This window comes from Streptomyces sp. NPDC058812 (assembly GCF_042744565.1).
GTDB classification, from domain to species: domain Bacteria; phylum Actinomycetota; class Actinomycetes; order Streptomycetales; family Streptomycetaceae; genus Streptomyces; species Streptomyces thinghirensis.
The window spans coordinates 70,181-95,315 of the sequence record NZ_JBHYOB010000017.1 but is presented as its reverse complement, the minus strand read 5'-3'; the positions used below and the strand labels follow the sequence as shown (position 1 = coordinate 95,315).

Sequence of the window (25,135 nt, the reverse complement as noted above, 5' to 3'; positions counted from 1 at the left end):
GTACGGTACGGCCGTGAGCGCCTTTACCGACGACAGCGATGACGCCGACGACACCGTCCCCGGCCGCTTCGGCCCCGCCGCCACCACCGAGGCCGACCCCCGGGACGTGGGCCGGGTGCGGACCGAGTACTCCCCCGCGCACGACGGGGACCCGGACCCCGGCGAGATCGTCTGGACGTGGGTGCCCTACGAGGAGAACGACGGCCGGGGCAAGGACCGGCCCGTGCTCGTCGTCGCCCGCGAGGCCGTCGGCACGCTGCTGGCCGTGCAGTTGTCCAGCAAGCGCCACGACGGGGACCGGGAGTGGGTACCGATCGGGAGCGGTCCCTGGGACCGTTCCGGGCGCGAGTCCTGGGTCGACGTGGACCGGGTGCTGCGGTTGCACGACGCCGGTATGCGCCGCGAGGCGTGCGCCCTGGACCGGATGCGGTTCGACCTCGTACGGCAGCGGCTGCGGGAGCGCTACGGCTGGAGCTGACCGGCGCTGCCCGCCCCCTCCGGGAAGGCACGCGCGAACGCCTCCCGGACCGTGCCGCCCGGCGTGCGGTCCAGGATGCCGAACGCCACCCGCTCGAAGGCCCCCGCGAACCGTCCGCCGGGCCCGAGCAGTCCCCGGAACGCGCCCGCGACCTGGACGGGGTCGTTGCGGAACACCCCGCAGCCCCAGGCGCCGAGCACCAGCCGCCGGTAGCCGTGGGCCGCGGCCGTCTCCAGCACCCGCTCGGCGCGCGCGGCCAGGGCGCCTGGCAGCTCGGCGGCCCGCTCCGGAGCCGTGCGCAGCACCACGCCCGCGTTCGGCGCGGCGGAGGTGAGGAAGCCGGCGGTGTACGGCTCGTCCAGCAGGCGGCCGCGGTCGTCGCGGAAGACGGGCACGGCCGGCGAGTGGATGACGCGATCCGTGTAGAACGGGTCGCGGTGGGCGCGGTGGTGATCGTAGAACTCCCGCGCCCGCAGCAGGCAGGTGTACAGCGCGGAGGCCCGGCACAGGGCCTCCTCCTGCGCCTGGGCGCCGTTCAGGTAGCCACCGCCCGGATTGCGGGCGGAGGCGAAGTTGAGGACGGCGACCTCGCCGCCGAGGCGGCGTGCGGCCTCCAGGCTGCTCTCGCCGGTGACCTCGAAGGCCGTCCGCACCGGAGCGAAGGGGGCCGGCCCGACGGGCTCGGGTCCGTACATCCGCGTGCCGTCGCGTGCCGCCCCGACCGCCGCCGCGATCGGCACCTCGCGCCCGCCGGGCGCACGGTAGGACCCCGCCGTCACGATCTGTTCCGTCTGCTGTGCGACACCCCGCAGGCGCGCGCTCACGGCGCCACCCCCGTGGACGCCGTGACCGCGCGCCGCGCGGCCTCCCCCGTCGTGCTCATGCGGGAATCCTGGGTGATGCTGGTGATGCGGTGCAACGGAGTTTCCCGACCGGCGAACGACGGGGAAAGCCCCCGGAAACGGAGGGGTCGCGGAGACTACCGAGCTGGAACGTCCCGTTATGCACCCTTGTGCGGAGCGACACGAGGGTCTTGGGTGGGACGAGTGTGCCGACCCGGCCCACCGCAAGAGGGTCGGCGGCATGGATGGAATCTCAGGAGGATCCCGACATGTCCGATATGGTTGGTGGCTGTACCCGGCCACGCACCACCGTCACCGAAGCCGAGGTCGAGGCGCTGGTCCACGGCATCTGCTTCAAGACCGGTCCACCGAGACGTCTCGGTGTCGAAGTGGAATGGCTCGTCCACGAGCTGCGCGCGCCGCGGCTCCCCGTGTCACCCGAACGGCTCGAAGCGGTCTACTCCGCACTGCGGACCGTGCCCCTGAGATCGGCGCTGACCGTCGAACCCGGCGGCCAGCTGGAGCTGAGTTCGCTCCCCGCCGCCTCCCTCATGGAGTGCATCGGTACCGTCTCCGCCGACCTCGCCGCCGTCCGCGCGGTGCTGCGTGAGGACGGTCTCGCCCTCGTCGGCCTCGGCCACGACCCCTGGCACGCGCCCCGCCGCTTCTTGCGGCAGCCGCGCTACGACGCCATGGAGGCCTGTCTCGACCGCTCCGGTCCCGCCGGCCGCTACATGATGTGCACCTCGGCCTCCGTGCAGGTGTGTCTGGACGCCGGGCACGAGGAGCCCGGCCCCCTCGGTCACGTACGCCGCTGGTGGCTGGCCCATCAGCTGGGCGCGGTCCTGCTGGCCGCGTTCGCCAACTCCCCGCTGGCCGGCGACCGGCCCACCGGCTGGCGGTCCACCCGGCAGCTGCGGTGGGCGCAGATCGGCACCGGCCGAGCCGGCGGCCCCCCGCTGGACGCCGACCCGCGCGGCGCCTGGACCCGGCACGTCCTGGACGCCCCGGTGATGTGCGTCCGCCGCGACGGCGGGCCCTGGGACGTACCCGAGGGCATGACCTTCCGGGAGTGGACCAGGACCGGGGCGCCGAGACCGCCGACCCGGGAGGATCTCGACTACCACCTCACCACGCTGTTCCCGCCGGTCAGGCCGCGCGGCCACCTGGAGCTGCGCATGATCGACGCGCAGCCCGGAGACGACGGCTGGATGGTGCCGCTCGCCGTGACGGCGGCGCTGTTCGACGATCCGGAGGCCACCGAGACCGCCTACCGGGCCGTGAAGCCCCTGGCCGAGCGCACGCTCGGGCTGCCCGCCCCGCACAACCCGCTGTACGAGGACGCGGCCCGCGACGCCCTCGCCGATCCGGAGCTGCGCGAGGCGGCCGTCACGTGCTTCACCGCGGCGCTCGCCGCCCTGCCCCGGCTCGGCGCCACGACCGAGGTGACGGACGCCGTCGCCGGGCACCTGGAGCGCTACGTCCATCGGGGCCGCTGCCCCGCCGACGACCTGCTGGACATGCCGGACGGCGCGAGCCGTGGCCCGCACGGGAGGGAGACCCGCCGATGACCGACCCCGCCATGGACACCACCACCGACACGGCCACCGCCGCCTCCGGCGCCTCGGCCGTCGACGCCGAGACCCTGCGCGAGCGGGCCCTGGCCACACTCGTCACGGCCCGGGACCGCACCACACTGCTGACCAGCTGCGTGGACGGCCCCGACCTGACCGCCCAGGTGTCGCCGCTGATGTCCCCGCTGGTGTGGGACCTGGCGCACATCGGCAACCAGGAGGAGCAGTGGCTGCTGCGCGCCGTCGCCGGGCAGGAGGCGATACGCCCCGAGATCGACAGCCTCTACGACGCCTTCGAGCACCCGCGCGCCGAACGGCCCAAGCTGCCGCTGCTGTCGCCCGCCGAGGCCCGCCGGTACGCGGCCGACGTGCGCGGCCGGGCGCTGGACGTGCTGGAGGGCACCGCGTTCCACGGGACCCGGCTGACGGAGGCGGGCTTCGCCTTCGGGATGATCGCCCAGCACGAGCAGCAGCACGACGAGACCATGCTGATCACTCACCAGCTCCGCAAGGGCCCGCAGGCCCTCACCGCCCCGGACCCGGACCCCGTGCCGCTGTTCACCGGCCCGGCCGAGGTCCTGGTGCCCGGCGGCCCGTTCACGATGGGCACGTCGACCGAGCCGTGGGCCCTGGACAACGAACGCCCCGCGCACCGGCGCGAGGTGGCGCCGTTCCACCTCGACACCACGCCGGTGACCAACGGCGCCTACCGGGCGTTCATCGACGACGGCGGCTACGACGACCCGCGCTGGTGGGCTCCGGAGGGCTGGGACCACATCCGCCGGCACTCCATCACCGCCCCGCTGTACTGGCGCCGTGACGGCGGGCAGTGGCTGCGGCGCCGCTTCGGGGTCACCGAAGTGGTGCCGCCCGACGAGCCGGTGGTGCACGTGTGCTGGTACGAGGCGGACGCGTACGCCCGCTGGGCCGGGCGACGGCTGCCCACCGAGGCCGAGTGGGAGAAGGCGGCCAGGTACGACCCGGCCGGCGACCGCTCGGCCCGCTACCCGTGGGGCGACGCCGACCCGGGCCCGGAACACGCCAACCTCGGCCAGCGGCACCTGCGCCCGGCGCCCGCCGGCAGCTACCCGGCCGGCGAGTCACCGCTCGGGATACGGCAGTTGATCGGTGACGTCTGGGAGTGGACGTCGAGCGACTTCGCCCCGTACCCGGGTTTCCGGGCGTTCCCGTACAAGGAGTACTCGGAGGTGTTCTTCGGGCCCGACCACAAGGTGCTGCGCGGCGGTTCGTTCGCCGTGGACGCGGTGGCCTGCCGGGGCACGTTCCGCAACTGGGACTATCCGATCCGGCGGCAGATCTTCTCCGGGTTCCGCACCGCACGGACGGCGGAGGCCCACTGATGTGCCGTCACCTCGCCTATGTGGGCCCCGAGGAGCCCCTCGGCCGACTCCTGGTGGCGCCGCCGCACGGCCTGTACCGGCAGTCCTGGGCGCCCAGGCACCAGCGCTACGGCACGGTCAACGCCGACGGGTTCGGCGTCGGCTGGTACGCCGAGGACGACCCGGTGCCGGCCCGGTACCGCCGGGCCGGGCCGATCTGGGCCGACCAGTCCTTCGCCGACCTGGCCCGGGTGGTGCGGACACGCGCGCTGCTCGCCGCCGTGCGGGACGCGACGCTGTCGGGTGCGGACGCGGAGGCCGCGGCGGCGCCGTTCGCCTCGGGGACCTGGCTGTTCAGCCACAACGGTGCCGTGACGGGCTGGCCCGGTTCGCTGGCGCGGGTGGCCGGCACGCTGCCGCCCGAGGAGTTGCTGTCGCTGGAGGCCCGGAACGACTCGGCACTCGTGTGGGCGCTGGTCCTGGCCCGGCTGCGCGCCGGGGACGACGAGGGCCGGGCGCTCGCCGAGACGGTCCTGGAGGTCGCGGCGGCCGCCCCCGCCTCCCGGCTCAACCTGCTGCTCACGGGCGGCGACACCATCACGGCCACCACCTGGGGCGACACCCTGTGGTACCTGACCCGTCCCGGCGGCGGCACGGCGGTCGCCTCGGAGCCGTACGACGACGACCCGCACTGGCAGGAGGTCCCCGACCGCACCCTGCTCACGGCGAGCCGCACGGACGTGCGGCTCACTCCGCTCAAGGACCCGGGCGACAACGCCCTCGCAGACGCTTTCGCCTCCCCGAAGGAGCCCCGCACGTGAGCCCGTTCCGTCTCACCCGCACGCTGCCCGAGGACGCCACGGGCGCCGCCCTGCGCGCCGACGTCCTGGCGGGCCTGACGAGCACGCCCAAGTGGCTGCCGCCCAAGTGGTTCTACGACGCGCGGGGCAGCGAGCTGTTCGAGGAGATCACCGCGCTGCCCGAGTACTACCCGACCCGGGCCGAGCGGGAGATCCTCGTCGACCGGGCCGGCGAGATCGCCGCGGCGACCGGCGCCCGCACCCTGGTGGAGCTGGGTTCCGGTTCCTCGGAGAAGACTCGGTTCCTGCTCGACGCGCTGACGGGTCTGCGCGGCTATGTGCCGGTGGACGTCAGCGAGAGCGCCCTCACCCAAGCCGGTCAGGCGCTCGTCGCCGAGCGGCCGGACCTCCAGGTGCACGCGCTGATAGCCGACTTCACCGGCGGGCTGACGCTGCCCGAGACGCCGGGCCCCCGGCTGGTGGCGTTCCTCGGCGGCACGCTCGGCAACCTGCTGCCCGGCGAGCGCGCCGCGTTCCTGGCCGCCGTCCGCGCGCTGCTCTCCCCCGGCGACGCCCTGCTGCTGGGCACGGACCTGGTCAAGGACGAGGGGGTGCTGGTCCGGGCGTACGACGACGCGGCCGGGGTCACGGCCGCCTTCAACAAGAACGTGCTGTCCGTGATCAACCGGGAGCTGGAGGCCGACTTCGCGCCCGCCGCCTTCGAGCACGTGGCGCTGTGGAACGCCGAACGGGAGTGGATCGAGATGCGGCTGCGCTCGCGCACCGCGCAGACGGTCAAGGTCCAGGCGCTCGACCTGGCCGTGGACTTCGCGGACGGGGAGGAGCTGCGGACCGAGGTGTCCGCGAAGTTCCGGCAGGACGGTGTACGGACCGAACTGGCCGCGGCGGGGCTGGAGCTGGCCCACTGGTGGACGGACGGCGAGGACCGTTTCGCGCTGTCACTGAGCGTGGCGCGATGAGCGTCGTGCGGTGAGTCCGGTGCGCTGACGCGGCGGCGCGTCAGCGCGCGTCGAGGTCCAGCAGTTCGGTGACGCGGTCGGAGGCCTTCCCGGCCTCCGACTCCGCGTCTGCCCCGGTGAGCACCTTCGTCATGTATTCCTTGATCGGGTTGTTCGCCTCGACCGCGCCCCACCGGGGCGTACCGGGAGTCGCCCGGCCCTGCGCGGCGCCGGCCGCCATGGCGGCGACCCCGTCCTCGTCCGCGACGGCCTTGGCGAGCGACTTCTTGTTCGGGACGTAGTTCATGGTGCGGGCCAGGTCGGTGTTCCACTTGGTGCCCACGAGCGCCTCGACCACGGCGAGAGCGCCGTCGCGTTCGTCGGTGTTCTTCGGGACGACGAGGTCGGAACCGCCGGTGAAGACGGCGCCGGGCTTGTCGGCGTTCTTGCCGGGCACGGGGAAGAAGCCCAGCTTACCCTTGAGTTCGGGGTTCTCGCGCACGATGGACCGGGCGAGCCCCGGCACCGCGACGATCTGCGCGACCTGCCCCTTCGCGAACACGCCGGCCTGCGGCGGGTGTTCCTCGTCGGCGTCCAGCGGGCCGTCGCCCAGGGCCTGCAGCTCGCGGTAGAAGTCCATGCCGCGCAGGGCGGCCTCCGAGTCCAGGGCGCCCGCCCAGGTGCCGCCCTCCTGTGTGGCCAGCTCACCGCCCTCGTCCCAGATGAAGCCGGAGAGCGTGTACCAGTCCTGACCGGCCAGGTAGATGCCCTGGTCACCGCCCGAGTCGAGCTTTTCGGTGACGGCGAGCCACTCCTCGCGGGTGCGGGGCGGCTCGGTGACGCCGGCCCGCTCGAACAGGTCCTTGCGGTAGATGACCACGCGGTTGGCGGCGTACCAGGGGATGCCGAACTGCTGGGACATCCACTGCCCCGGCTCGGCGAGGCCCGGCAGCCAGTCGCGGATGCCCCAGTCACGCATCGACTCCAGGGTGAGGTCCATCAGCCGGCCGCCCTCCGCGTACTGCGGGACCTGGGTGTTGCCGACCTCGATGACGTCGGGGCCGTCCGTGCCGTCGGCCTTCAGCGCCGTCTGCACCTTGTCGCCGATCCCGGTCCACTTCTGGATCCGGATGTCGAGGTCGAGGTCGGGGTTTCTCCGCTCGAACTCCTCGGTGAACCGCCGCAGGAAGTCCTGCGAGGCGCTGTCCTTCATCAGCCACACGGTGACGGCGCGCCGCTCGCTCCCGCCGTCCTGCGACATCAGGCCGCAGCCGCTGAGCAGGGAGGCGGACACACAGACAAGGGCGAGCAGGCGACGTCTCACGAGGGGTCCTTCTGTCTGACGGACAGGGGGCGGAGCGGACAGGGAGGTCCTGCACACGCGAAGGGAGACCCGACGTGGGGGACGAGCCCGAGGCTCGAACGGGTGTCTGGGATTTTGGTATGGACCAATGCCGAGGTCAAGGGGTGACGGGCGGTTACCCCGCCGGACCCCCGACGCCTCGCGCTCCGCCGCGGCTTGGGGCACGGTGGAGTGACGCACGACACACCGCCGCCCCGCGGAAGGGAGCACCCGCATGTCGAACCACACCTACCGGGTCACCGAGATCGTCGGCACCTCGCCCGACGGCGTCGACCAGGCCGTCCGCAACGGCATCACCCGCGCCTCGCAGACCCTGCGCAACCTGGACTGGTTCGAGGTGACCCAGGTGCGCGGCCAGATCGAGGAAGGGGAGGTCGCGCACTGGCAGGTCGGCCTGAAGCTCGGCTTCCGCCTGGAGGAGTCGGACTGACGCCCCCCGGGGGCTCAAGCAGGGACTCATCAGGGGGCTCAGGGACTCAGGGACTCACCGTGACGGTCAGGTACGCCCCTCGCGCTCCTGCGCCACGCGCAGCTCGGCCGACCGGGCCGCCCAGCGCGCCCGGACGACGGTGAATCCGGCCCGTTCGGCTTCGTCGCACACCAGCTCGTCGTCGTCCACGAGGACCCGGACCTCGTGGGTACGGGCGAGCCGCCGCAGGATCTCCAGCTTGGTCCGCCGGGCGGGCCGGCGGTCGGCGTTGCCCCGCATGTGCACGGGCCCCTCGGGCAGACCGTGGGCGGTCAGCCAGTCGAGCGTGTCGCGCCGGCAGCGCTCCGGCCGCCCGGTCAGGTAGACGATCGCGCACTCCTCGGCGCTCTCCCGCACCAGCGCGATGCCCTCCGCGAGCGGCGGATCGTGCGGCGCGGCGGCGAAGAAGGCGTCCCAGTCGCGCGGCCGCCGCTCCAGGAACCGCTGCCGGTGCGCGGTGTCGGCGAGAGTGTTGTCCAGGTCGAACACGGCCACCGGGGGCTTCCTGCTGTCGGTCACCCGCCCACCCTAAGCGCCGTGCCGGGAATCCTGACGCCGCACGGGCGTTGAACACCGTGTGAGCCCAGTGATCGCGAACACCCGCTTCTCCGTCCTCGACCGCTCCCGCATCCGCGAGGGCCACACCGGCGCGCAGGCGCTGCACGACACCGTGGAGCTGGCGCGGGAGGCCGAGCGGCTCGGCTACCACCGGTTCTGGGTGTCGGAGCACCACGGCGTGCCCGGGGTGGCAGGCTCGGCGCCGACCGTGCTGGCCGCCGCCGTCGCCGCTGCCACGCGGAGCATCCGGGTCGGCACCGGCGGTGTGATGCTGCCCAACCACCGGCCGCTGGTCGTCGCCGAGCAGTTCGGCGTACTGGAGTCGCTCTTCCCCGGCCGGATCGACATGGGACTCGGCCGCTCGGTCGGCTTCACCGACGGCGTGCGCAGGGCGCTGGGCCGGGACAAGGACGACGCCGAGGACTTCGACGCCCAACTGGCGGAGCTGCTGGGCTGGTTCCGGGGCACCTCCCCGACCGGAGCGCACGCCCGCCCGGCGGAGGGGCTGGCCGTCCCGCCGTTCGTGCTGGCCATGGGCGAGGGCGCGGCCGTCGCCGCCCGGGCGGGCCTGCCGATGGTCATCGGTGACCTGCGCGACCGCGACCGGATGCGCCGCGGCATCGACCGCTACCGCGCCGGCTTCCGCCCCTCCGAGTGGAGCAGTGAGCCGTACGTCGTGGTCTCCGGCACCGTCGCCGTGGCGGCCACCCCCGAGGCGGCCCGGCGGCTCCTGGTCCCGGAGGCCTGGTCCATGACCCACGCCCGCACCCGGGGCTCCTTCCCTCCCCTGCCCCCGGCCGAGGAGGTCGAGGCCCGGACGATGACCGCCAAGGAACGGGATCTCTACGACTCCGGTCTCACCGGCCACATCGCGGGCACCGAGGAACAGGTCGCCGACGAGCTGGAGTCGCTTCTCGCGGACACGGGCGCGCAGGAGGTCCTGGTGACCACGAGCACGTACGACCGCGAGGCGCTGCTGGACTCCTTCGTGCGGCTCGCCCGCGTCGTCGGCGCCGGGGCGGCCACCGCTCCGGCGTAGAATCGCGGGGTTTGTCCCACCGGCCGGCCCCACCGGCCGTCGCCGAAGACCGTACGGAGTTCCCCGCGATGCACAGCCCTCACGACCCGTACGTCCGGGTGCGCGACGCCCGTGAGCACAACCTCAAGGGCGTCGACGTGGACATCCCCCGGGACGTGGTGGCCGTGTTCACCGGGGTGTCGGGATCGGGGAAGTCGTCGCTCGCGTTCGGGACGGTCTACGCGGAGGCGCAGCGGCGTTACTTCGAGTCGGTCGCGCCCTACGCCCGCAGGCTGATCCACCAGATCGGCGCCCCGAAGGTCGGCGAGATCACCGGGCTGCCGCCCGCCGTGTCGCTCCAGCAGCGCCGCTCGGCGCCCACGTCCCGCTCCTCGGTCGGCACGGTCACCAATCTCTCCAACTCCCTGCGGATGCTGTTCTCCCGCGCCGGTGACCACCCGCCGGGCGCGCCGCGGCTCGACTCCGACGCCTTCTCACCGGACACGGCGGCGGGGGCCTGCCCGGAGTGCCACGGGCTCGGCCGGGTGCACCGCACGACCGAGGAGCTGCTGGTTCCGGACCCGTCCCTCTCGATCCGGGACGGCGCGATCGCGGCGTGGCCGGGCGCCTGGCAGGGCAAGAACCTGCGGGACGTCCTCGACGCGCTGGGGTACGACGTGGACCGGCCCTGGCGCGAGCTGCCGGCCGAGCAGCGGGAGTGGATCCTGTTCACGGACGAGCAGCCGGTGGTCACGGTGCACCCCGTGCGGGACGCGGGCCGCATCCAGCGGCCGTACCAGGGCACGTACATGAGCGCCCGACGGTATGTGATGAAGACGTTCTCGGACTCCAGGAGCGCGACGCTGCGGGCGAAGGCGGAGCGCTTCCTCACCAGTGCGCCCTGCCCGGTCTGCGGCGGCGGCAGGCTGCGGCTCGAGGCCATGGCCGTGACCGTCGGCGGGCGCACCATCGCCGAGCTGGCCGCACTGCCGCTCACGGAACTGGTGGACGCGCTGCCGACCGGCGGCGAGACGGCCCGGGTGCTCACCGGGGACCTCACCTCCCGCATCGCGCCCGTCGTCGAGCTGGGGCTCGGCTACCTGAGCCTCGACCGCCCGACTCCCACCCTGTCGGCGGGAGAGCTGCAGCGGCTGCGGTTGGCGACACAGCTGCGCTCCGGGCTGTTCGGGGTCGTGTACGTCCTGGACGAGCCGTCCGCGGGGCTGCACCCGGCGGACACCGAGGCGCTGCTGACGGTGCTGGAGCGGCTGAAGACCGCCGGCAACTCGGTGTTCGTGGTGGAGCACCACCTCGGCGTGATGCGCGGCGCCGACTGGATCGTGGACGTCGGTCCGCGGGCGGGCGAGCACGGCGGGCGGGTGCTGTACAGCGGCCCCGTCCCCGGGCTGGCCGATGTCGGGGAGTCCGCCACGGCCCGCCACCTCTTCGACCGCTCCCCCGCTCCCGCCCGTGCGGTCCGGACCCCGCGGGGCACGCTGACGGTCGGTCCGGTCACCCGGCACAACCTGCGCGGGGTGACGGCCGAGTTCCCGCTCGGGGTGCTCACCGCGGTGACGGGCGTGTCCGGCTCGGGCAAGTCGACGCTCGTCGGCGAGATCACCGAGGACCTGCCGGGAGTGGGCCGCCTGGTCTCCGTCGACCAGCGGCCGATCGGCCGCACCCCGCGCTCCAACCTGGCCACGTACACGGGCCTCTTCGACGTCGTACGCAAGGTGTTCGCGGCCACCGACGAGGCGCGGAAGCGGGGTTACGGCGTCGGCCGCTTCTCCTTCAACGTGTCCGGTGGACGCTGCGAGACCTGCCAGGGCGAGGGGTTCGTCAGCGTCGAGCTGCTGTTCCTGCCGAGCACGTACGCGCCGTGCCCTGACTGCGGCGGGGCGCGGTACAACCCCGAGACGCTCGAAGTGGCGTACCGGGGACGGAACATCGCCGACGTGCTGGACCTGACGGTGGAGGAGGCGGCGGAGTTCTTCGCGGACACGGACACGCCGGCGGTGTCGCGCAGCCTGGCCGCGCTGCTCGACGTCGGGCTGGGCTATCTGCGGCTCGGCCAGCCGGCCACCGAGCTGTCCGGCGGCGAGGCGCAGCGGATCAAGCTGGCGAGCGAGTTGCAGCGCGGGCGCCGCCGGCACACCCTGTATCTCCTCGACGAGCCGACGACCGGTCTGCATCCGGCCGATGTCGAGGTGCTGACGCGCCAGTTGCACGGCCTGGTCGACGCCGGACACACGGTGGTCGTCGTCGAGCACGACATGGCCGTGGTCGCGGGCGCCGACCGGGTGATCGACCTGGGGCCGGGCGGCGGCGAGGCGGGCGGCCGGATCGTCGCCGCGGGACCGCCGGCCGAGGTGGCACGGGCGAGCGGGAGTGCCACCGCGCCATATCTGTCCCGGGCCGTGGACGGCGGGACGCGCCGGTGAAGGCGCTCCACCGGCGCGGGCCCTCGTGGTGACGGACGGGGACGGCTACTCGCGGCCCCTGCGCAGGTCGTCCTCGGTGTACTCCTCCGTCTCCGCCTCGATCCGCTCCTTGCGGACCCGGCCCCGCACGGTCTCGTTCTCGGTGTGCTCCTCGGTGGTCATCCGGACGCGCTCCACCGGCACCGTCTCGGTCTCCACGACGGGGCGTTCCTCGTGCAGCGTCACCTCGTGCTCGTCCTCGCTGATCTCCGGTCCGGAGAGCGCCTCGTCACGGTTGGCGTCCGTGATCGGCTCGCGCTCCACCCGCACTTCCTCGTGGCTCACCGGAACGGTCTGCTGGACCTCCTCCGTGACCACGTACTTGCGCAGCCGGGCCCGGCCGCTCTCGCGCCGTTCGACGCCGACGTGCATCTGCTCCTCGGAGCGGGTCATGGCGTCGTCGCCGCGCATGCCCGTCCGGTCCGGCGCGTCCTGCCTGCCGGCCATGCCGGCCGCACCGGCCACTCCGCCGGCTCCGGCGGCTCCGGCCGTCCCGGCCGGACCCGGCCCCGCGGCCCAGCGGCCGTCGTCGGTCCGCTCGGCCTCGGAGAGCACGCTGTCCCAGTTGATGCCGTAGTAGTCGTAGAGCCGGTGCTCCTCGGTCTCCGACAGATGTCCGCCCGCGTCGACGTCTACGCTGGGCGCGCCCTTGACCATGTCCTTGCGGTAGGGGACCTCAAGGTGGTCCTGCACCAGCGCGGCGTCGCGGATGGGCACGAAGGACTCGTTGGAACCGAGCATTCCCGTCTTCACGCTCACCCACTCGGGGCGACCGGTCATGTCGTCGAAGAAGACGTGCTTGGCGTCGCCGATCTTGTTGCCGTCACCGTCGTAGACCGGGTGGTCCAGGACGTTGGCGATCTCTTCACGGGTGATCATCTGGCATCACCCTCCTTCCGGAGTGCCTGCCTTCCGAATGTCCGCATCAGACGCACGAAAACGGATCATACGTCACAAATGCCACATACTTTTCGAAGGTGCTTTCCCCTGGGCGGCGTGGGCGAGCGAGCGGCGGTCGACGTGGCCGCCCGGCCCGATGACCGGCCGTACCTCCACCTCCGCGGTCAGCCCGCGCGCCGACGCCACCCGCCACAGGGAGGCGAGCAGGGTGTCCTCCCCGACGAACGCGGGCGCCGTGCTCACCGTCCGCTCCCCGGCCCGGTACCGGATGCGGACCGGCTGGACGGGCACCCCGGCGTCCAGGGCGGCCTGGAAGACGGCCCGGCGGAAGGGCCCCTGAGCGCGTCCGCACCAGGTGCTGCCCTCGGGGAAGGCGGCGACCGCGGCGCCCGCGCGCAGGGTCCGCGCGATCACGGCGACCGTGTCCGGCAGCGCCCGCAACCGGTTCCGTTCGATGAACAGAACCCCTCCGCGCGCGACGAGGGGACCCGCCACCGGCCATCGCCGGATCTCGCTCTTGGCCAGCATCCGCGCGGGGCGCACGGCGGCGAGCAGCGGGATGTCGAGCCAGGAGACGTGGTTGGCGACGAGGAGCAGCCCGCCGGCGGGCGCGGCGGCGCCCGTGACACGGACCCGGACGCCGGCGGCCCGCACGATCCACCGGCACCAGCACCGCACCAGGGCGGCGGGGACCCGTCCACCGAGCGGCGTCAGCACGATCGCGATGCCCGCCAGCAGCAGCACGGCGACCGCCGCCAGCCGCAGCACGGCGCGCGGTACGGCGGCCGCGGTACGGGACCGCTCCACGCACGCTCCGGGAGTGCAGGGCGCGGCGGGCAGCCAGGCGCTCACCAGGCCGGGACGAGCGAGAGGAAGTGCCGCAGATAGCGCGGGTCGACCCGGCTCATCGGCAGCAGCACGTAGAGGTCGGCGACGCCGAAGTCCACGTCGTGCGCGGGTTCCCCGCAGACCCAGGCGCCGAGGCGGAGGTAGCCGCGCAGCAGGGCCGGCAGTTCGGTACGGGCGGCGGGCGCCGCGCTGCGCGGGACCCACGGGAGCAGCGGACGTACCCGGAACTCCTCGGGCGCCAGGTGCTTGGCCCGCACCCGGTCCCAGGTGGCCGCGGCCAGGGTGCCGCCGTCGGCGAGCGGGATCGAGCAGCAGCCCGCCAGCCACTCGTGGCCGTGGTCGGTCATGTAGCGGGCTATGCCGGCCCAGATGAGCCCGATGACGGCACCGTCGCGGTGGTCGGGGTGCACGCAGGAACGGCCGACCTCGACGAGTCCGGGACGGATCGGGTCCAGCGCCGCGAGGTCGAACTCGCTCTCCGCGTACAGCCGCCCGGCGACCGCCGCGCGCTCCGGCGGCAGCAGCCGGTAGGTGCCGACGACCTGCCCGGTCGTCTCCTCCCGCACCAGCAGGTGGTCGCAGTAGGCGTCGAAGGGGTCGACGTCGTACCCGGGCTGCGGGCTCGCCAGCAGGGCACCCATCTCCCCGGCGAAGACGTCGTGCCGCAGCCGCTGCGCGGCCCGCACGTCCTCCTCGTCGCGGGCGAGGGCGACGGTGTAGCGGTGGGGTGCGGCGGGCTTCGGGGGGCGGTCTGCGGTCAGTACGCCGGTCATGGCACTCTCCTGGTCACGGGCAGGGGCGGCGACGGCGGGCCGACGGTGTACGGCCCGCCGCACCTGTTCTTCCGCCGCCGGTTGGCCGGTGCGTGACCTGGGCCGGGAGAGTGGATGTTGGGCTGTTGAATGCCAGGGGCGAAAGCGAGACGGGGCCGGGGGGAGCACCTCCCCCGGCCCCGTCCGTCCGCACCTTTCGGCGAACGTTCTGGTGGGCTAGCGCTTCGCCACCTTGCGCGTGGCCCGCAGCCACTCCTTGTTCATGCTGGTGATGGAGAAGAGCGGGATGCCCTTGGGGCACGCCGTCGCGCACTCGCCGGCGAGGGTGCAGCCGCCGAAGCCCTCGTCGTCCATCTGCGCGACCATGTCCAGCACCCGCGTCTCCCGCTCGGGCGCGCCCTGCGGCAGGACGCCGAGGTGGTTGACCTTCGCGGACGTGAACAGCATCGCCGCTCCGTTCGGGCAGGCCGCCACACAGGCGCCGCAGCCGATGCACTCGGCGTGCTCGAAGGCGAAGTCGGCGTCCGGCTTGGGCACCGGGGCGGCGTGGGCTTCCGGCGCGGCACCGGTCGGCGCGGTGATGTAGCCGCCGGCCTGGATGATCCGGTCGAAGGCCGACCGGTCGACGACCAGGTCCTTCACGACCGGGAAGGCGGACGCCCGCCACGGCTCGATGTCGATGGTGTCGCCGTCCTGGAAGGACCGCATGTGCAGCTGGCAGGTGGTGGTGCGCTCGGGGCCGTGGGCGTCGCCGTTGATGACCAGCGAGCAGGCGCCGCAGATGCCCTCGCGGCAGTCGTGGTCGAAGGCGACCGGGTCCTCGCCCTTGAGGATGAGCTCCTCGTTGAGGGTGTCGAGCATCTCCAGGAAGGACATGTCGCGGGAGATGCCGTCCACCTCGTACGTGGACATGGCGCCGTCGGCGTCGGCGTTCTTCTGCCGCCAGACGCGCAGGGTGAGCTTCATGCGTAGCTCCGCTGAGTGGGGTGGACGTACTCGAAGACCAGGTCTTCCTTGTGCAGGGCCGGGGCCTCGCCGGTGCCCGTGAACTCCCAGGCGGCGGCGTACCCGAACTCGTCGTCCCTGCGGGCCGCCTCGCCGTCGGGGGTCTGGGACTCCTCGCGGAAGTGGCCGCCGCAGGACTCGGCCCGGTGCAGCGCGTCGAGGCACATCAGCTCGGCGAGTTCCAGGTAGTCGACGATGCGGTTGGCCTTCTCCAGGGACTGGTTGAACTCCTCGCCGGTGCCGGGGACCTTGATGCGCCGCCAGAACTCCTCGCGGATCTGGGGGATGCGCTCCAGGGCCTTGCGCAGGCCGGTGTCGGTGCGGGCCATGCCGCAGAACTCCCACATCAGCTCGCCGAGTTCGCGGTGGAAGGAGTCCGGGGTGCGGTCGCCGTCCACGGAGAGGAGCAGGTTGAGCCGGTCCTCGGTCTCGGCCAGCACCTCCTGCACGACCGGGTGACCGTCGTCCACCTCGTCCCCCCGCGGGTTGCGGGCGAGATAGTCGTTGATGGTGGCCGGGAGGACGAAGTAGCCGTCGGCCAGGCCCTGCATCAGCGCGGAGGCGCCGAGCCGGTTGGCACCGTGGTCCGAGAAGTTCGCCTCGCCGATCGCGAACAGGCCGGGGACGGTGGTCTGGAGGTCGTAGTCGACCCACAGCCCGCCCATCGTGTAGTGCACGGCGGGGTAGATCCGCATGGGCACCCGGTACGGATCCTCGTCGGTGATCCGCTGGTACATGTCGAAGAGGTTGCCGTACTTGGCCTCGACCGCCCCCCGCCCCATGCGCTTGATCGCGTCGGCGAAGTCCAGGTACACGCCCTGGCCGCCGGGGCCGACGCCCCTGCCCTCGTCGCAGACGTTCTTCGCGGCGCGGGAGGCGATGTCGCGGGGCACCAGGTTGCCGAAGGACGGGTAGACGCGCTCCAGGTAGTAGTCGCGCTCGTCCTCGGGGATCTTGTTCGGCGGACGGTCGTCGCCCTTGGCCTTCGGCACCCAGATCCGGCCGTCGTTGCGCAGCGACTCGCTCATCAGGGTCAGCTTGGACTGGTGGTCACCGGTGCGCGGGATGCAGGTGGGGTGGATCTGCGTGAAGCAGGGGTTGGCGAAGTAGGCACCGCGCCGGTGCGCCCGCCACACGGCGGTCGCGTTGGAGTTCATGGCGTTGGTCGACAGGTAGAAGACGTTGCCGTAGCCGCCGCTCGCCAGGACCACGGCGTCCGCGAAGTACGTGTCGATCTTCCCGGTGATCAGGTCCCGGGCGACGATGCCGCGCGCCCGGCCGTCCACGACGATCAGGTCGAGCATCTCGGTGCGCGGGTGCATCTCGATGTTGCCCGCCGCTATCTGCCTGCTGAGGGCCTGGTAGGCGCCGAGGAGCAACTGCTGGCCCGTCTGGCCCCGGGCGTAGAACGTACGGGATACCTGGACGCCGCCGAAGGAGCGGGTGTCGAGCAGGCCGCCGTACTCGCGGGCGAACGGCACGCCCTGGGCCACGCACTGGTCGATGATCTCGACGGAGATCTGGGCGAGGCGGTGCACGTTGGACTCGCGGGAGCGGAAGTCGCCGCCCTTGACCGTGTCGTAGAACAGCCGGTGGACGGAGTCGCCGTCGTTGCGGTAGTTCTTCGCGGCGTTGATGCCGCCCTGCGCCGCGATGGAGTGGGCTCGGCGCGGGGAGTCCTGGTAGCAGAACTGGACGACGCGGTAGCCCTGTTCGGCGAGCGTCGCGCCGGCGGAGCCGCCCGCGAGGCCGGTGCCGACGACGATGACCGTCTGCTTCCGCCGGTTGGCGGGGTTGACCAGCTTGGCCTCGAAACGGCGCGTGTCCCAGCGCTCGTTGACGGGCCCGGCGGGGGCCTTGGTGTCGGCGACCGGCGCACCGGTCGTGTAGTCGGCGTAGGTTGACATGTCAGCTCACCACTCCGGTCATGACGCCCACGGGTACGGCGACGAAGCCGACCGTGAGCAGCAGCGCGAGGACGTTCGCGACGGTCTTCAGGGCGCGGTCGCGGGTGCGGCTGCCGGCGCCGAGGGTCTGGGCGGCGCTCCAGAAGCCGTGCCGGATGTGCATGCCGACGGCGAGCACCGCGACGATGTAGATGACGTTGCCGTACCAGGTGGAGAAGGTGTCCACGACGTTCTGGTAGGGCTTGCCCGTCTCGAAGCCGCCGGAGTGCACGGTGCCGGTGGTCAGGTCCAGGATGTGCCAGACGATGAACAGCGCCAGGATGATCCCGCCCCAGCGCATGGTGCGCGTCGCATAGCTGGAGCGCGGCTTCTTGTGCACGTACTTGCTCGGCCGCGCCTTGATGTCGCGGCGGCTGAGCTGGTACGCGGAGACGGCGTGGGCGACGACGGCGACGACCAGCACGACGCGGATCAGCCAGAGCGTCCACTCGTAGTGCATGAACGGTTCGCCGACCGTGCGCAGCCAGTGGGCGTACTCGTTGAACTCGCTCGTCCCGAAGAAGATCTTCAGGTTCCCGATCATGTGGGCGACCAGGTAGAGCAGCATGACGAGTCCACTGACCGCCATCACCGTCTTCTTGCCGACGGTCGAGTCCCACACGGTGCGCGCCATGGACGGCCGTCGGTCCGTCCGCGTTGCCAGAGCCATGTCACAGGACGCTACGGGGCCGAGGGCCCATCGGTCCAAGACATGGTCTGCCTGGTTTCCATAGGCTGTACCTATCGGCAACGTATGCTCGCGGTATGCAGTTGCAACAGCTCCAGTACTTCGTGGCGGTCGCCGAGACCCGGCACTTCACCCGGGCCGCCGAGACGGTCCACGTGGCCCAACCGTCGTTGTCCCAGCAGATCAGGGCGCTGGAGCGGGAGCTGGGCGCCGACCTGTTCCTGCGGGCGCGGGGCAACATCACGCTCACCGACGCCGGTGAGGCGCTGCTGCCGCTGGCCCGGCGCATCCTGGCCGACGCGGACACGGCCCGCCACGAGGTGCTGGAGCTGGTGCAGCTGCGGCGCGGGCGGGTCCGGCTGGGCGCCACGCCGAGTCTGTGCACCGGGCTACTGCCGGACGTGCTGCGCGCGTTCCACGACCGGTATCCCGGCATCCAGCTCATGATCGAGGAGGGCGGCTCGCACGACCTCGTCCGGGAGCTGGCGCGCGGCGCGCTCGACCTGGCGCTGGTGGTGCTGCCGCTGCCCACCGCGTCGCCGGCGCTGACCACGGTGGAGCTGTTGCGGGAGGACCTGGTGGTGGTGTCGTCCCCGGAGTCGCCCCGGCCGGGCGGAGGGCGTCGGGCGGTGCGCGTCGCCGACCTGGAGGGCGAGCGGCTGGTGATGTTCCGGCACGGGTACGACCTGCGGGAGCTGACCGTGGCCGCGTGCCGCGCGGAGGGCTTCGAGCCGGACTTCGCGGTCGAGGGCGGGGAGATGGACGCGGTGCTGGGGTTCGTGCGGGCGGGGCTGGGGATGGCGGTCGTGCCCCGGATGGTGGCGGCACGGTCCGGGCGCGGGCTGCGGGTCACTCCGTTGGCTCGGCCGGGGTTGTACCGGACGATCGCGCTCGCCCATCGCAGCGATGTGGCTCCGCCGCGGGCGGCTCGGGAGTTGCAGCGGATGCTGCTCGAGCGGTGACCCTCTGGGGGTGTGGGCAGGGCCCCGGTCGCGCCGTAGGGGTGCGGTGTTCGTTCGGGGGTGCGGGTGCTCTGTGGCTGAGCGCGCCCACGCGGCGGAGCCGCACATCGAAACAGCCCCGCGCCCCTTCAGCGCGTTGCCCGCACCCTTCTCACATCGTCGTGTTCCCTACGCCGTCGCGTCCACCAGGGCCAGTTCGTGCAGCCGCTCCGGTGGGCCCGGGCGGGCGTAGTACCAGCCCTGGGCCGTGTCGCAGCCGAGTATGCGCAGTTGCTCGGCCTGGGCGCCGGTCTCCACGCCCTCCACGGTGACCGCTAGGTCCAGGCTGTGGGCCAGGGCCACGATGCCCTCGACGATCTTGAGGTCGACGGGGTCGGCCGGGAACTGCTGCATGCTCTGGGTGAAGGAGCGGTCCAGCTTGAGGACGCTCACCGGGAGCCGGCGCAGGTTGGCGAGGTTGGAGTAGCCGGTGCCGAAGTCGTCCAGGGCGATGTCGACGCCCATCTCGGCCAGCCGGCGCAGCGGTTTCAGCAGGTCGTCGTCGGCGCCGATCAGCGCCGACTCCGTGACCTCCAGGCACAGGGCATCGGGCGCGACCCCGGTCCGCTCCAGGATGTCGACGGTGTCCTGGACCAGGCCGGGGTGGGTGAGCTGGCAGGGCGAGAGGTTGACGTTGATGCGCAGCGGGCCGGCGGCTGTCGTCTCGCCGTACCGCTCCCGCCACGCGCGGGCCTGGCGCACCGACTGCTCCAGCACCCAGCGGCCCAGCGGCACGATCAGTCCGGTGTGCTCGGCGAGCGGGATGAACCGGTCCGGGCCGAGCACCCCGTGCTGCGGGTGCAGCCAGCGCACCAGGGCCTCGGCACCGCGCACGCTGCCGTCGCCGAGGTGCACCAGCGGCTGGTACTCGATGAAGAACTCGCCCCGCTCCAGGGCCGCCGGCAGCGCGGTCGTCAGCCCGTGCCGGGTGATGACGCGGGCGTCGGCCTCCGGGTCGGCCAGCTCGTAGCGGTTGCCGCCCGCCGACTTGGCCCGGTACATGGTGATGTCGGCGCTGCGCAGCACCTCCGCCGGGCTGCGCTCCCCCGCCGGGCCCTCGACGATGCCGATGCTGCCGCGCACGGTCAGCTCGCGGCCGTCGACGCTGATCGGGGCGAGCAGCGCGTTCATGATCCGCCCGGCGAGTTCGTCGACCTCGTGCCGGGTGCCCGGGCCCGTGGTCAGCGCGACGAACTCGTCGCCGCCGAGCCTGGCGACCATCTCGCCGGGCGCGGTGGCGCAGGACTGCAGGCGGTCGGCGACCTCCACGAGCAGCCGGTCGCCGGCCGCGTGGCCGAGGCTGTCGTTGACGGTCTTGAATCCGTCGAGGTCCAGGTAGCACAGGCCGAACCGCTGGCCCGGGCCCGCGTTCAGCGCCTTCTCCAGGCGTTCGAAGAAGAAGCTGCGGTTGGGCAGGCCGGTGAGCGCGTCGTGGGTGGCCTCGTAGCGCAGCCGCAGGTTGAGCAGCCGGCGTTCGGTGGTGTCCTCCATCAGCGCGAGCTGGTACTGCGGGGTGCCGTCGGCGTCGCGCAGCAGGGAGACGGTCAGGTTGGTCCACAGGACCGTTCCGTCGGGCCGGTAGAAGGCCTTCTCCAGGTGGTAGGCCTCGCGCTCGCCGCGCACCAGCTCGTCGTAGAGCCGCCAGGTCTGGGGCGCGTCGTCGGGGTGCGACCACTCCCTGACGTTGCGGCCGCGCAGCGTCGGGTCGGCGATACCGAACATACGCATCAGGGCTCCGTTCACCTGGAGGACGTTGCCGTCCAGGTCGGCGATGCCGATGCCTATGGCGGCGCCCTCGAAGACCGCGCGGAAGCGGGCCTCGCTGGCGTGCAGGGCCTCGGCCACCACCCCCTGCGCCCGCAGGGCCGCCTGCGCGATGGCCTCCTGTTCGGCGAGGGTCCGTGCGCGCAGCGCCGCGGCGAACCCTGCCGCCATGGCGTGCTGCAGCCGTGCCGAACGGGCCCGCAGGGCCTCGGGGTCGCCGTCCTCGCCGCAGTAGAGCACCAGGTAGGCGTCGACGCAGTCCAGCGTCCGGGCGAGCGCCTCGGGGTCGGTGCAGTGGGAGTCGACGAGCGCGGCGCCGACCGCCCTGGCCTCGTCCGCGTCGAAGCTCCGCGCCCGCAGCGCCTCGCTCAACCGGCGGGCCAGCGGCAGCAGTTCCCCCTCGAACTCGGGCCGGGTCGACGACGTGGAGGTCACCGGGAACACCGCCCGGCTCCAGATCGTCGCGAACCGGCGCAGTCTGTCCTCCGGCCCGCCCGGCTCCGCCGTCACGCCGTACGTCCCACGCCGGCGAACCCGGAGAACGTATACGGGTCCTCGTCCTCCGGCGCCTCCTCAGGCCGCCAGCGCGGCATCGGAACCAGCCCGGGTTCCACCATGTCGTACCCCTCGAAGAACCGCGCGATCTCCTCGCGCGAACGCATGATCAGCGGATTGCGGATGTCCTTGTACACGTCCACCGCGCCCCCGGCCCGCTCGGCGGGCAGCGGGATTCCCTCGTACGAGGCATGCGTGAGGACGAGCAGGCTGCCGGGCGCGAGCGCGTCGTTCAGCTCGGCCACCGCCGCGTACGGGTCGTCCGCGTCTTCCACGAAGTGCAGTATGGCAACCAGCAGCAGGGCCACCGGCCGATTCAGGTCGATCAGCCGCTCCACCTGGGGGCTGGCGAGGATCTCCCGCGGCTTGAGGAGGTCGGCGGCCACGACGTCCGCGTCGTCGTGGCCCGCCAGGACGGCCTCGCTGTGCGCGACCGCCACCGGGTCGTGGTCGACGTACACGACACGAGCGCCGGGGCGGCTGCGTGCGGCCACCTCGTGGACGTTGCCGAAGGTGGGGATGCCGGAGCCGATGTCCAGGAACTGGTCGATGCCCTCGTCGGCCGCGAAGCGCACGGCGCGGCGCATGAACGCCCGGTTCGCCTGCATGATCTTGGGGAGGCCCGGCATGAACTCCATGGCCCTGCGGGCCGCTTCCCGGTCGACCTCGAAGTTGTGGGAACCGCCCAGGTAGAAATCGTAGATCCGGGACACACTGGGCACCGAGATGTCGATGCTGCGAGGGGCCCAGGCGGGACGCTCCATCTAGCTCTCCAAGGCATTGGCGATCCGGTGTTCGAGCTGAGGCTACTGATCGCCCGCCAAACGGGCGAGCCCAAACGGAAATTGACCGTCCGTTCCCGGTCACTGCCTGCGGCACGTGCCTCGCGCCAAGGCACACCAAAGCGCGCGAACGGGACCGTCCCCTCCGCCTGGGTACGGAGGGGACGGCCCACGGTCGCGCGCCGAAGACGGCGGGCGGGAGGTCGCTACTTCTTCGGCGCGCCGACCGGCTTTCCGTCGGGGGAGACGGCGTACCAGGTACCGCCGACGCCCTGTCCGTTGGTGTCGCCGGCCTTCTTGTCACCGGCGAAGGTGTAGATCGGCCAGCAGTCGACCGTCTGCTGCTCGGCGCCGTCGGGCCGGGTGAAGGTCATCAGGTCCTTCTTGACGACGCCCTCGGTGTCATTGGGCTCCACGGGCGCGACGACCGGCCACTTCTCCAGGCAGGCACCGGTGCAGGCCGACACCGGCTTCGGCCACGCCTCGTCCTTCATGAAGCGGTAGACGGTCATGCCGTTCTTGTCGACGACGATCTCGCCGAGCTTCGGGTCGTCGCGGGTGGACAGCCCGGCCGCCTCCTCTGCCTCGGCCTTCTTGCCGTCCGCGGCCAGCGCGTACCACTTGCCGCCGACGCCCTGGCCCTTGACGTCCCCGGCGGCGGTGTCCTTGGCGTAGCGGTACGCCGGCCAGCCACCGATCGTCAGCTGCTTGGTGCCGTCGGGACGGGTGACCTCGCCGAGCAGGGCCTTGTCGATGCCCTCGCCGGCGAGGGCGTCGTCGGCGGCCACGGGCGGCCAGGCGGTGGCGCAGTCGTTCTCGCACGTCGTCTTGGGCGGTTTGGCGGTGTCCGCGTCGAAGCGGTAGAGGGTGCGGCCCGCTCCGTCGGTCACCAGCTCGCCGATCTCCGCGTTGGTGGAGACGGACAGCTTGCCCGCGGACTCCGGCGGGCTCGCCGACGCCTGCGCGCCGTCCGCGCCGTCCGCGCCGGCCCCGAGCCCGTCGCCTGCCCCGGCGCCGATGTTGCCCACGTCGCCGGGCGCGGCCGTGGCGCCCACGTTCTGGCTGCCGGTGGCGCCGCCGCCGTCCTGGCCGCACGCCGTCGTCAGCGCCAGCACCACCGCAGCGCTCGCCACGAGTGAGGCGCTCCGCCAGGAGGTCTTCATCGTCAATCCCCGATCATCGCGAAGGTGTTGGGGCGGCCGCTGCGCCGCCGCACGACACTGGGTACGCATGGCGCAGCCGGTTGTGTTCAACGGCTCCGCGGTTTTCTTTCCCCGCCCGGCGCGCCGACGCCGTGGCGGACCGGGGGCGGCACCCCGACGGCCGCGAGGAGGCGGTGGCGCACCGTCACCCACCGGGCCTCCCGCGGCCCCGCCCCACGTCCAGCGCCCGTCCAGCGCCCGTCCAGCGCCCGCACCGCGCCGCGTCCTGCGCCGCACGGGGTCCAGCCCCGCCACGTCCGGCCCCGCCGCGTCCTGCGCCGCACGGCGTCCAGCCCCGCCACGTCCTAACCCGCACCACGTCCTAACCCGCACCACGTCCAGCCCCGCCCCACGTCCAGCGCCCGTCCAGCGCCCGCACCGCGCCGCGCCGCGTCCTGCGCCGCACGGCGTCCTGCCCACGCCGCGCCCGGCCCCGCCGCGTCCTGCGCCGCACCACGTCCAGCCCAACCCGACGTCCGACCCCGCCCCACGTCCGGCCCCGCCGCGCCCGACCCCGCACCACATCCAGCGCCCGTCCAGCGCCCGCACCGCGCCGCGTCCTGAGCCGCACGGCGTCCTGCCCACGCCGCGCCCAGCCCGCACCACGTCGGCCCCCGCCGCGTCCTACCCGCCCCGCCGCATCCGGCCCCGCCCCGCGTCCGACCCCGCCCCGCGCCCGACCCCGCCCGTGTCCTACCCCCGCCGGGTGTGCCCCGGCCGGTCGGCGCCCGAGTGCGGCAAGCCGGCCATGCGCCCGGCGGTCCCGTCTCCGGGCGAAGCCCGATGCCGGCCTGACGGCCTGACGGCCTCTGCATCCGCCAGTGACGGCAAGGCGGCCGGACCACCACGGCGACCACCACGGTGTCGCCCGAGCGGCGGACCGGTCGCGACCCGCGGCCCCGCCCGGCCACCGGCCGGCCGCGGCTCGGCGTCCCCGACGCGCGATGAGCCGCGGCCATGCCGACTCGGGCGCCTCCCCGCCTCCGCCCACCCCCGCCACGATCCCGCTCCCGCTTGCCTCCCGCTCGTACCCACGCGCACCTCTGAGTGCGGGGGGGGTGCGCGCTGGTCAAACCGCCGGTCGGCCCATGTCCCTCCTTCGGGGCAATCGTCCGGTAATCGGGCGTGGCCCGACCCGGCAGGCTCCATGATCTGCGTCGTGCATGGACCCGAACCGACCCGATCCGCTTCTGCCGGCCGGGTGTTGACCCTGGTGACGCTGACGTTCACGCTCGTCGGCGCACCGGTCGGCCTGGCGCAGGCCGACGCCTGTGCGTACGCGTCGACCGGACCGGGCGGCACCGACGCGGTTGCCGTCGCCGGGAGCGACTCCTGGCCCACCTTCCCGCCGTGCCCCGAGCCCTCACCGACGCCCACCCCGACCCCGCCCCCGACTCCCAAACCTCCGCCACCGCCACCGCCGCCACCACCGAAGCCCACTCCCCCGCCACCCCCCGCGCCGAAGCCTCCCCGGCCGGCGCCGCCCGACCCGAAACCCGAGCCGCCGCCTCCGCCGCCCCCCTCGCCGGCCCGGCCCGCACCGGCACCGCCCCCCAGCCCCACCCCGACGCCTATCCGCCCCGCGCCCCCCGCGCCCGCCCCGTCGTCGGCCGCGCCCACGCCCCGGCCGTCGCTGAGCCCGGTGCACTACCCGCGCTACCGCGCCGCCCGGCCGCAGCAGCGGTCCTCGCGCGGGGCCACGTCGCCGCTCGTCTTCGTCCTGCTCATCACGGTGCCCGCGGTGGTCGCCGTCGCCGCGCTCCGTGCGCGCTGATCTTCTGGAGCTTCT

The 25,135-nt window shown here is 73.2% G+C and carries 22 protein-coding genes; 10 read left to right on the top strand and 12 right to left on the bottom strand.

Translation table 11 applies throughout. The features are described 5' to 3' along the window. Window positions 1-13 precede the first annotated feature (13 nt). On the top strand, window positions 14-478 hold the full coding sequence (locus ACFW48_RS29155) for a type II toxin-antitoxin system PemK/MazF family toxin (RefSeq protein WP_386319603.1): 465 nt from the start codon (window positions 14-16) through the stop codon (window positions 476-478). Here ACFW48_RS29155 and ACFW48_RS29150 read toward each other — a convergent pair. Beyond that, on the bottom strand, window positions 463-1,302 hold the full coding sequence (locus ACFW48_RS29150) for a TIGR02452 family protein (protein ID WP_386319600.1): 840 nt from the start codon (window positions 1,300-1,302) through the stop codon (window positions 463-465). The genes ACFW48_RS29155 and ACFW48_RS29150 overlap by 16 nt on opposite strands. 287 nt (window positions 1,303-1,589) lie before the next feature. On the opposite strand from ACFW48_RS29150, the gene egtA reads away from it, so the two are divergent. From egtA to egtD, 4 genes are read left to right on the top strand one after another with little or no spacing between them, the layout of a single operon-like run. Then, complete coding sequence (egtA, locus tag ACFW48_RS29145; RefSeq protein WP_386319599.1) at window positions 1,590-2,891, top strand: ergothioneine biosynthesis glutamate--cysteine ligase EgtA; 1,302 nt, start codon at window positions 1,590-1,592, stop codon at window positions 2,889-2,891. Then, window positions 2,888-4,255, top strand: a complete 1,368-nt coding sequence (gene egtB, locus ACFW48_RS29140; protein ID WP_386319596.1) for an ergothioneine biosynthesis protein EgtB — start codon at window positions 2,888-2,890, stop codon at window positions 4,253-4,255. Before egtA ends, egtB begins: the two co-directional genes overlap by 4 nt. Next, window positions 4,255-5,055 carry an ergothioneine biosynthesis protein EgtC gene (gene egtC / locus ACFW48_RS29135; RefSeq protein WP_386319594.1) on the top strand — a complete coding sequence of 267 codons (801 nt, stop codon included), beginning with the start codon at window positions 4,255-4,257 and terminating at the stop codon, window positions 5,053-5,055. Before egtB ends, egtC begins: the two co-directional genes overlap by 1 nt. Next, on the top strand, window positions 5,052-6,014 hold the full coding sequence (gene egtD / locus ACFW48_RS29130; protein ID WP_386319593.1) for an L-histidine N(alpha)-methyltransferase: 963 nt from the start codon (window positions 5,052-5,054) through the stop codon (window positions 6,012-6,014). Before egtC ends, egtD begins: the two co-directional genes overlap by 4 nt. Window positions 6,015-6,054: 40 nt before the next feature. Here egtD and ACFW48_RS29125 read toward each other — a convergent pair whose 3' ends face one another. Next, the gene (locus ACFW48_RS29125) at window positions 6,055-7,317 is read right to left on the bottom strand and encodes an extracellular solute-binding protein (protein WP_386319591.1); all 1,263 of its coding nucleotides are present in this window, start codon (window positions 7,315-7,317) and stop codon (window positions 6,055-6,057) included. A gap of 253 nt (window positions 7,318-7,570) precedes the next feature. Between ACFW48_RS29125 and ACFW48_RS29120 the strand changes: the two genes are divergently transcribed. Beyond that, on the top strand, window positions 7,571-7,786 hold the full coding sequence (locus tag ACFW48_RS29120; protein ID WP_121745613.1) for a dodecin: 216 nt from the start codon (window positions 7,571-7,573) through the stop codon (window positions 7,784-7,786). A 66-nt stretch (window positions 7,787-7,852) separates the two neighbouring features. On the opposite strand, the gene ACFW48_RS29115 is transcribed toward ACFW48_RS29120, so the two are convergent. After that, the gene (locus ACFW48_RS29115; protein WP_386319588.1) at window positions 7,853-8,344 is read right to left on the bottom strand and encodes a hypothetical protein; all 492 of its coding nucleotides are present in this window, start codon (window positions 8,342-8,344) and stop codon (window positions 7,853-7,855) included. A gap of 58 nt (window positions 8,345-8,402) precedes the next feature. On the opposite strand from ACFW48_RS29115, the gene ACFW48_RS29110 reads away from it, so the two are divergent. Together ACFW48_RS29110 and ACFW48_RS29105 are read left to right on the top strand one after the other, a co-directional pair. Continuing rightward, window positions 8,403-9,422, top strand: a complete 1,020-nt coding sequence (locus ACFW48_RS29110; protein ID WP_386319586.1) for an LLM class flavin-dependent oxidoreductase — start codon at window positions 8,403-8,405, stop codon at window positions 9,420-9,422. Window positions 9,423-9,490: 68 nt separating this feature from the next. Further along, the gene (locus tag ACFW48_RS29105) at window positions 9,491-11,842 is read left to right on the top strand and encodes an ATP-binding cassette domain-containing protein (RefSeq protein ID WP_386319584.1); all 2,352 of its coding nucleotides are present in this window, start codon (window positions 9,491-9,493) and stop codon (window positions 11,840-11,842) included. Window positions 11,843-11,887: 45 nt separating this feature from the next. Here the strand turns inward: ACFW48_RS29105 and ACFW48_RS29100 are convergent, their stop codons facing one another. The 6 genes from ACFW48_RS29100 to ACFW48_RS29075 all read right to left on the bottom strand — a co-directional run bounded on the left by ACFW48_RS29100 (window position 11,888) and on the right by ACFW48_RS29075 (window position 17,988). Then, window positions 11,888-12,760, bottom strand: a complete 873-nt coding sequence (locus ACFW48_RS29100; RefSeq protein WP_386319582.1) for a DUF2382 domain-containing protein — start codon at window positions 12,758-12,760, stop codon at window positions 11,888-11,890. Window positions 12,761-12,832: 72 nt separating this feature from the next. Next, window positions 12,833-13,633: a lysophospholipid acyltransferase family protein gene (locus ACFW48_RS29095; RefSeq protein ID WP_386319578.1), complete on the bottom strand. Its 801-nt coding sequence runs from the start codon at window positions 13,631-13,633 to the stop codon at window positions 12,833-12,835. After that, the gene (locus ACFW48_RS29090) at window positions 13,630-14,403 is read right to left on the bottom strand and encodes a GNAT family N-acetyltransferase (RefSeq protein WP_386319575.1); all 774 of its coding nucleotides are present in this window, start codon (window positions 14,401-14,403) and stop codon (window positions 13,630-13,632) included. Before ACFW48_RS29090 ends, ACFW48_RS29095 begins: the two co-directional genes overlap by 4 nt. 216 nt (window positions 14,404-14,619) lie before the next feature. Continuing rightward, on the bottom strand, window positions 14,620-15,369 hold the full coding sequence (locus ACFW48_RS29085; RefSeq protein WP_351394654.1) for a succinate dehydrogenase/fumarate reductase iron-sulfur subunit: 750 nt from the start codon (window positions 15,367-15,369) through the stop codon (window positions 14,620-14,622). Further along, the gene (locus ACFW48_RS29080; RefSeq protein ID WP_386319572.1) at window positions 15,366-17,315 is read right to left on the bottom strand and encodes a fumarate reductase/succinate dehydrogenase flavoprotein subunit; all 1,950 of its coding nucleotides are present in this window, start codon (window positions 17,313-17,315) and stop codon (window positions 15,366-15,368) included. The genes ACFW48_RS29085 and ACFW48_RS29080 overlap by 4 nt, the downstream gene beginning before the upstream one ends. A gap of 1 nt (window position 17,316) precedes the next feature. Continuing rightward, a complete protein-coding gene (locus tag ACFW48_RS29075; RefSeq protein WP_386319791.1) occupies window positions 17,317-17,988 on the bottom strand; it encodes a succinate dehydrogenase in 672 nt (223 codons plus the stop codon). Between the two features lie 131 nt (window positions 17,989-18,119). Here ACFW48_RS29075 and ACFW48_RS29070 point away from each other — a divergent pair, with 131 nt between their 5' ends. Further along, entirely contained in the window at window positions 18,120-19,004 is an 885-nt protein-coding gene (locus ACFW48_RS29070) for a LysR family transcriptional regulator (RefSeq protein ID WP_386319570.1), read from the top strand. A gap of 168 nt (window positions 19,005-19,172) precedes the next feature. Here ACFW48_RS29070 and rmdA read toward each other — a convergent pair whose 3' ends face one another. From rmdA to ACFW48_RS29055, 3 genes are all read right to left on the bottom strand, one after another. Beyond that, entirely contained in the window at window positions 19,173-21,317 is a 2,145-nt protein-coding gene (gene rmdA, locus ACFW48_RS29065) for a cyclic Di-GMP phosphodiesterase RmdA (protein ID WP_386319567.1), read from the bottom strand. Then, window positions 21,314-22,126 carry an SAM-dependent methyltransferase gene (locus tag ACFW48_RS29060; RefSeq protein ID WP_386319564.1) on the bottom strand — a complete coding sequence of 271 codons (813 nt, stop codon included), beginning with the start codon at window positions 22,124-22,126 and terminating at the stop codon, window positions 21,314-21,316. Before ACFW48_RS29060 ends, rmdA begins: the two co-directional genes overlap by 4 nt. 224 nt (window positions 22,127-22,350) lie before the next feature. Next, entirely contained in the window at window positions 22,351-23,307 is a 957-nt protein-coding gene (locus ACFW48_RS29055; RefSeq protein ID WP_386319789.1) for an SCO0930 family lipoprotein, read from the bottom strand. 1,681 nt (window positions 23,308-24,988) lie between these two features. Here ACFW48_RS29055 and ACFW48_RS29050 point away from each other — a divergent pair. After that, window positions 24,989-25,120: a hypothetical protein gene (locus ACFW48_RS29050; protein WP_019330432.1), complete on the top strand. Its 132-nt coding sequence runs from the start codon at window positions 24,989-24,991 to the stop codon at window positions 25,118-25,120. The last annotated feature ends 15 nt before the right edge of the window (window positions 25,121-25,135 follow it).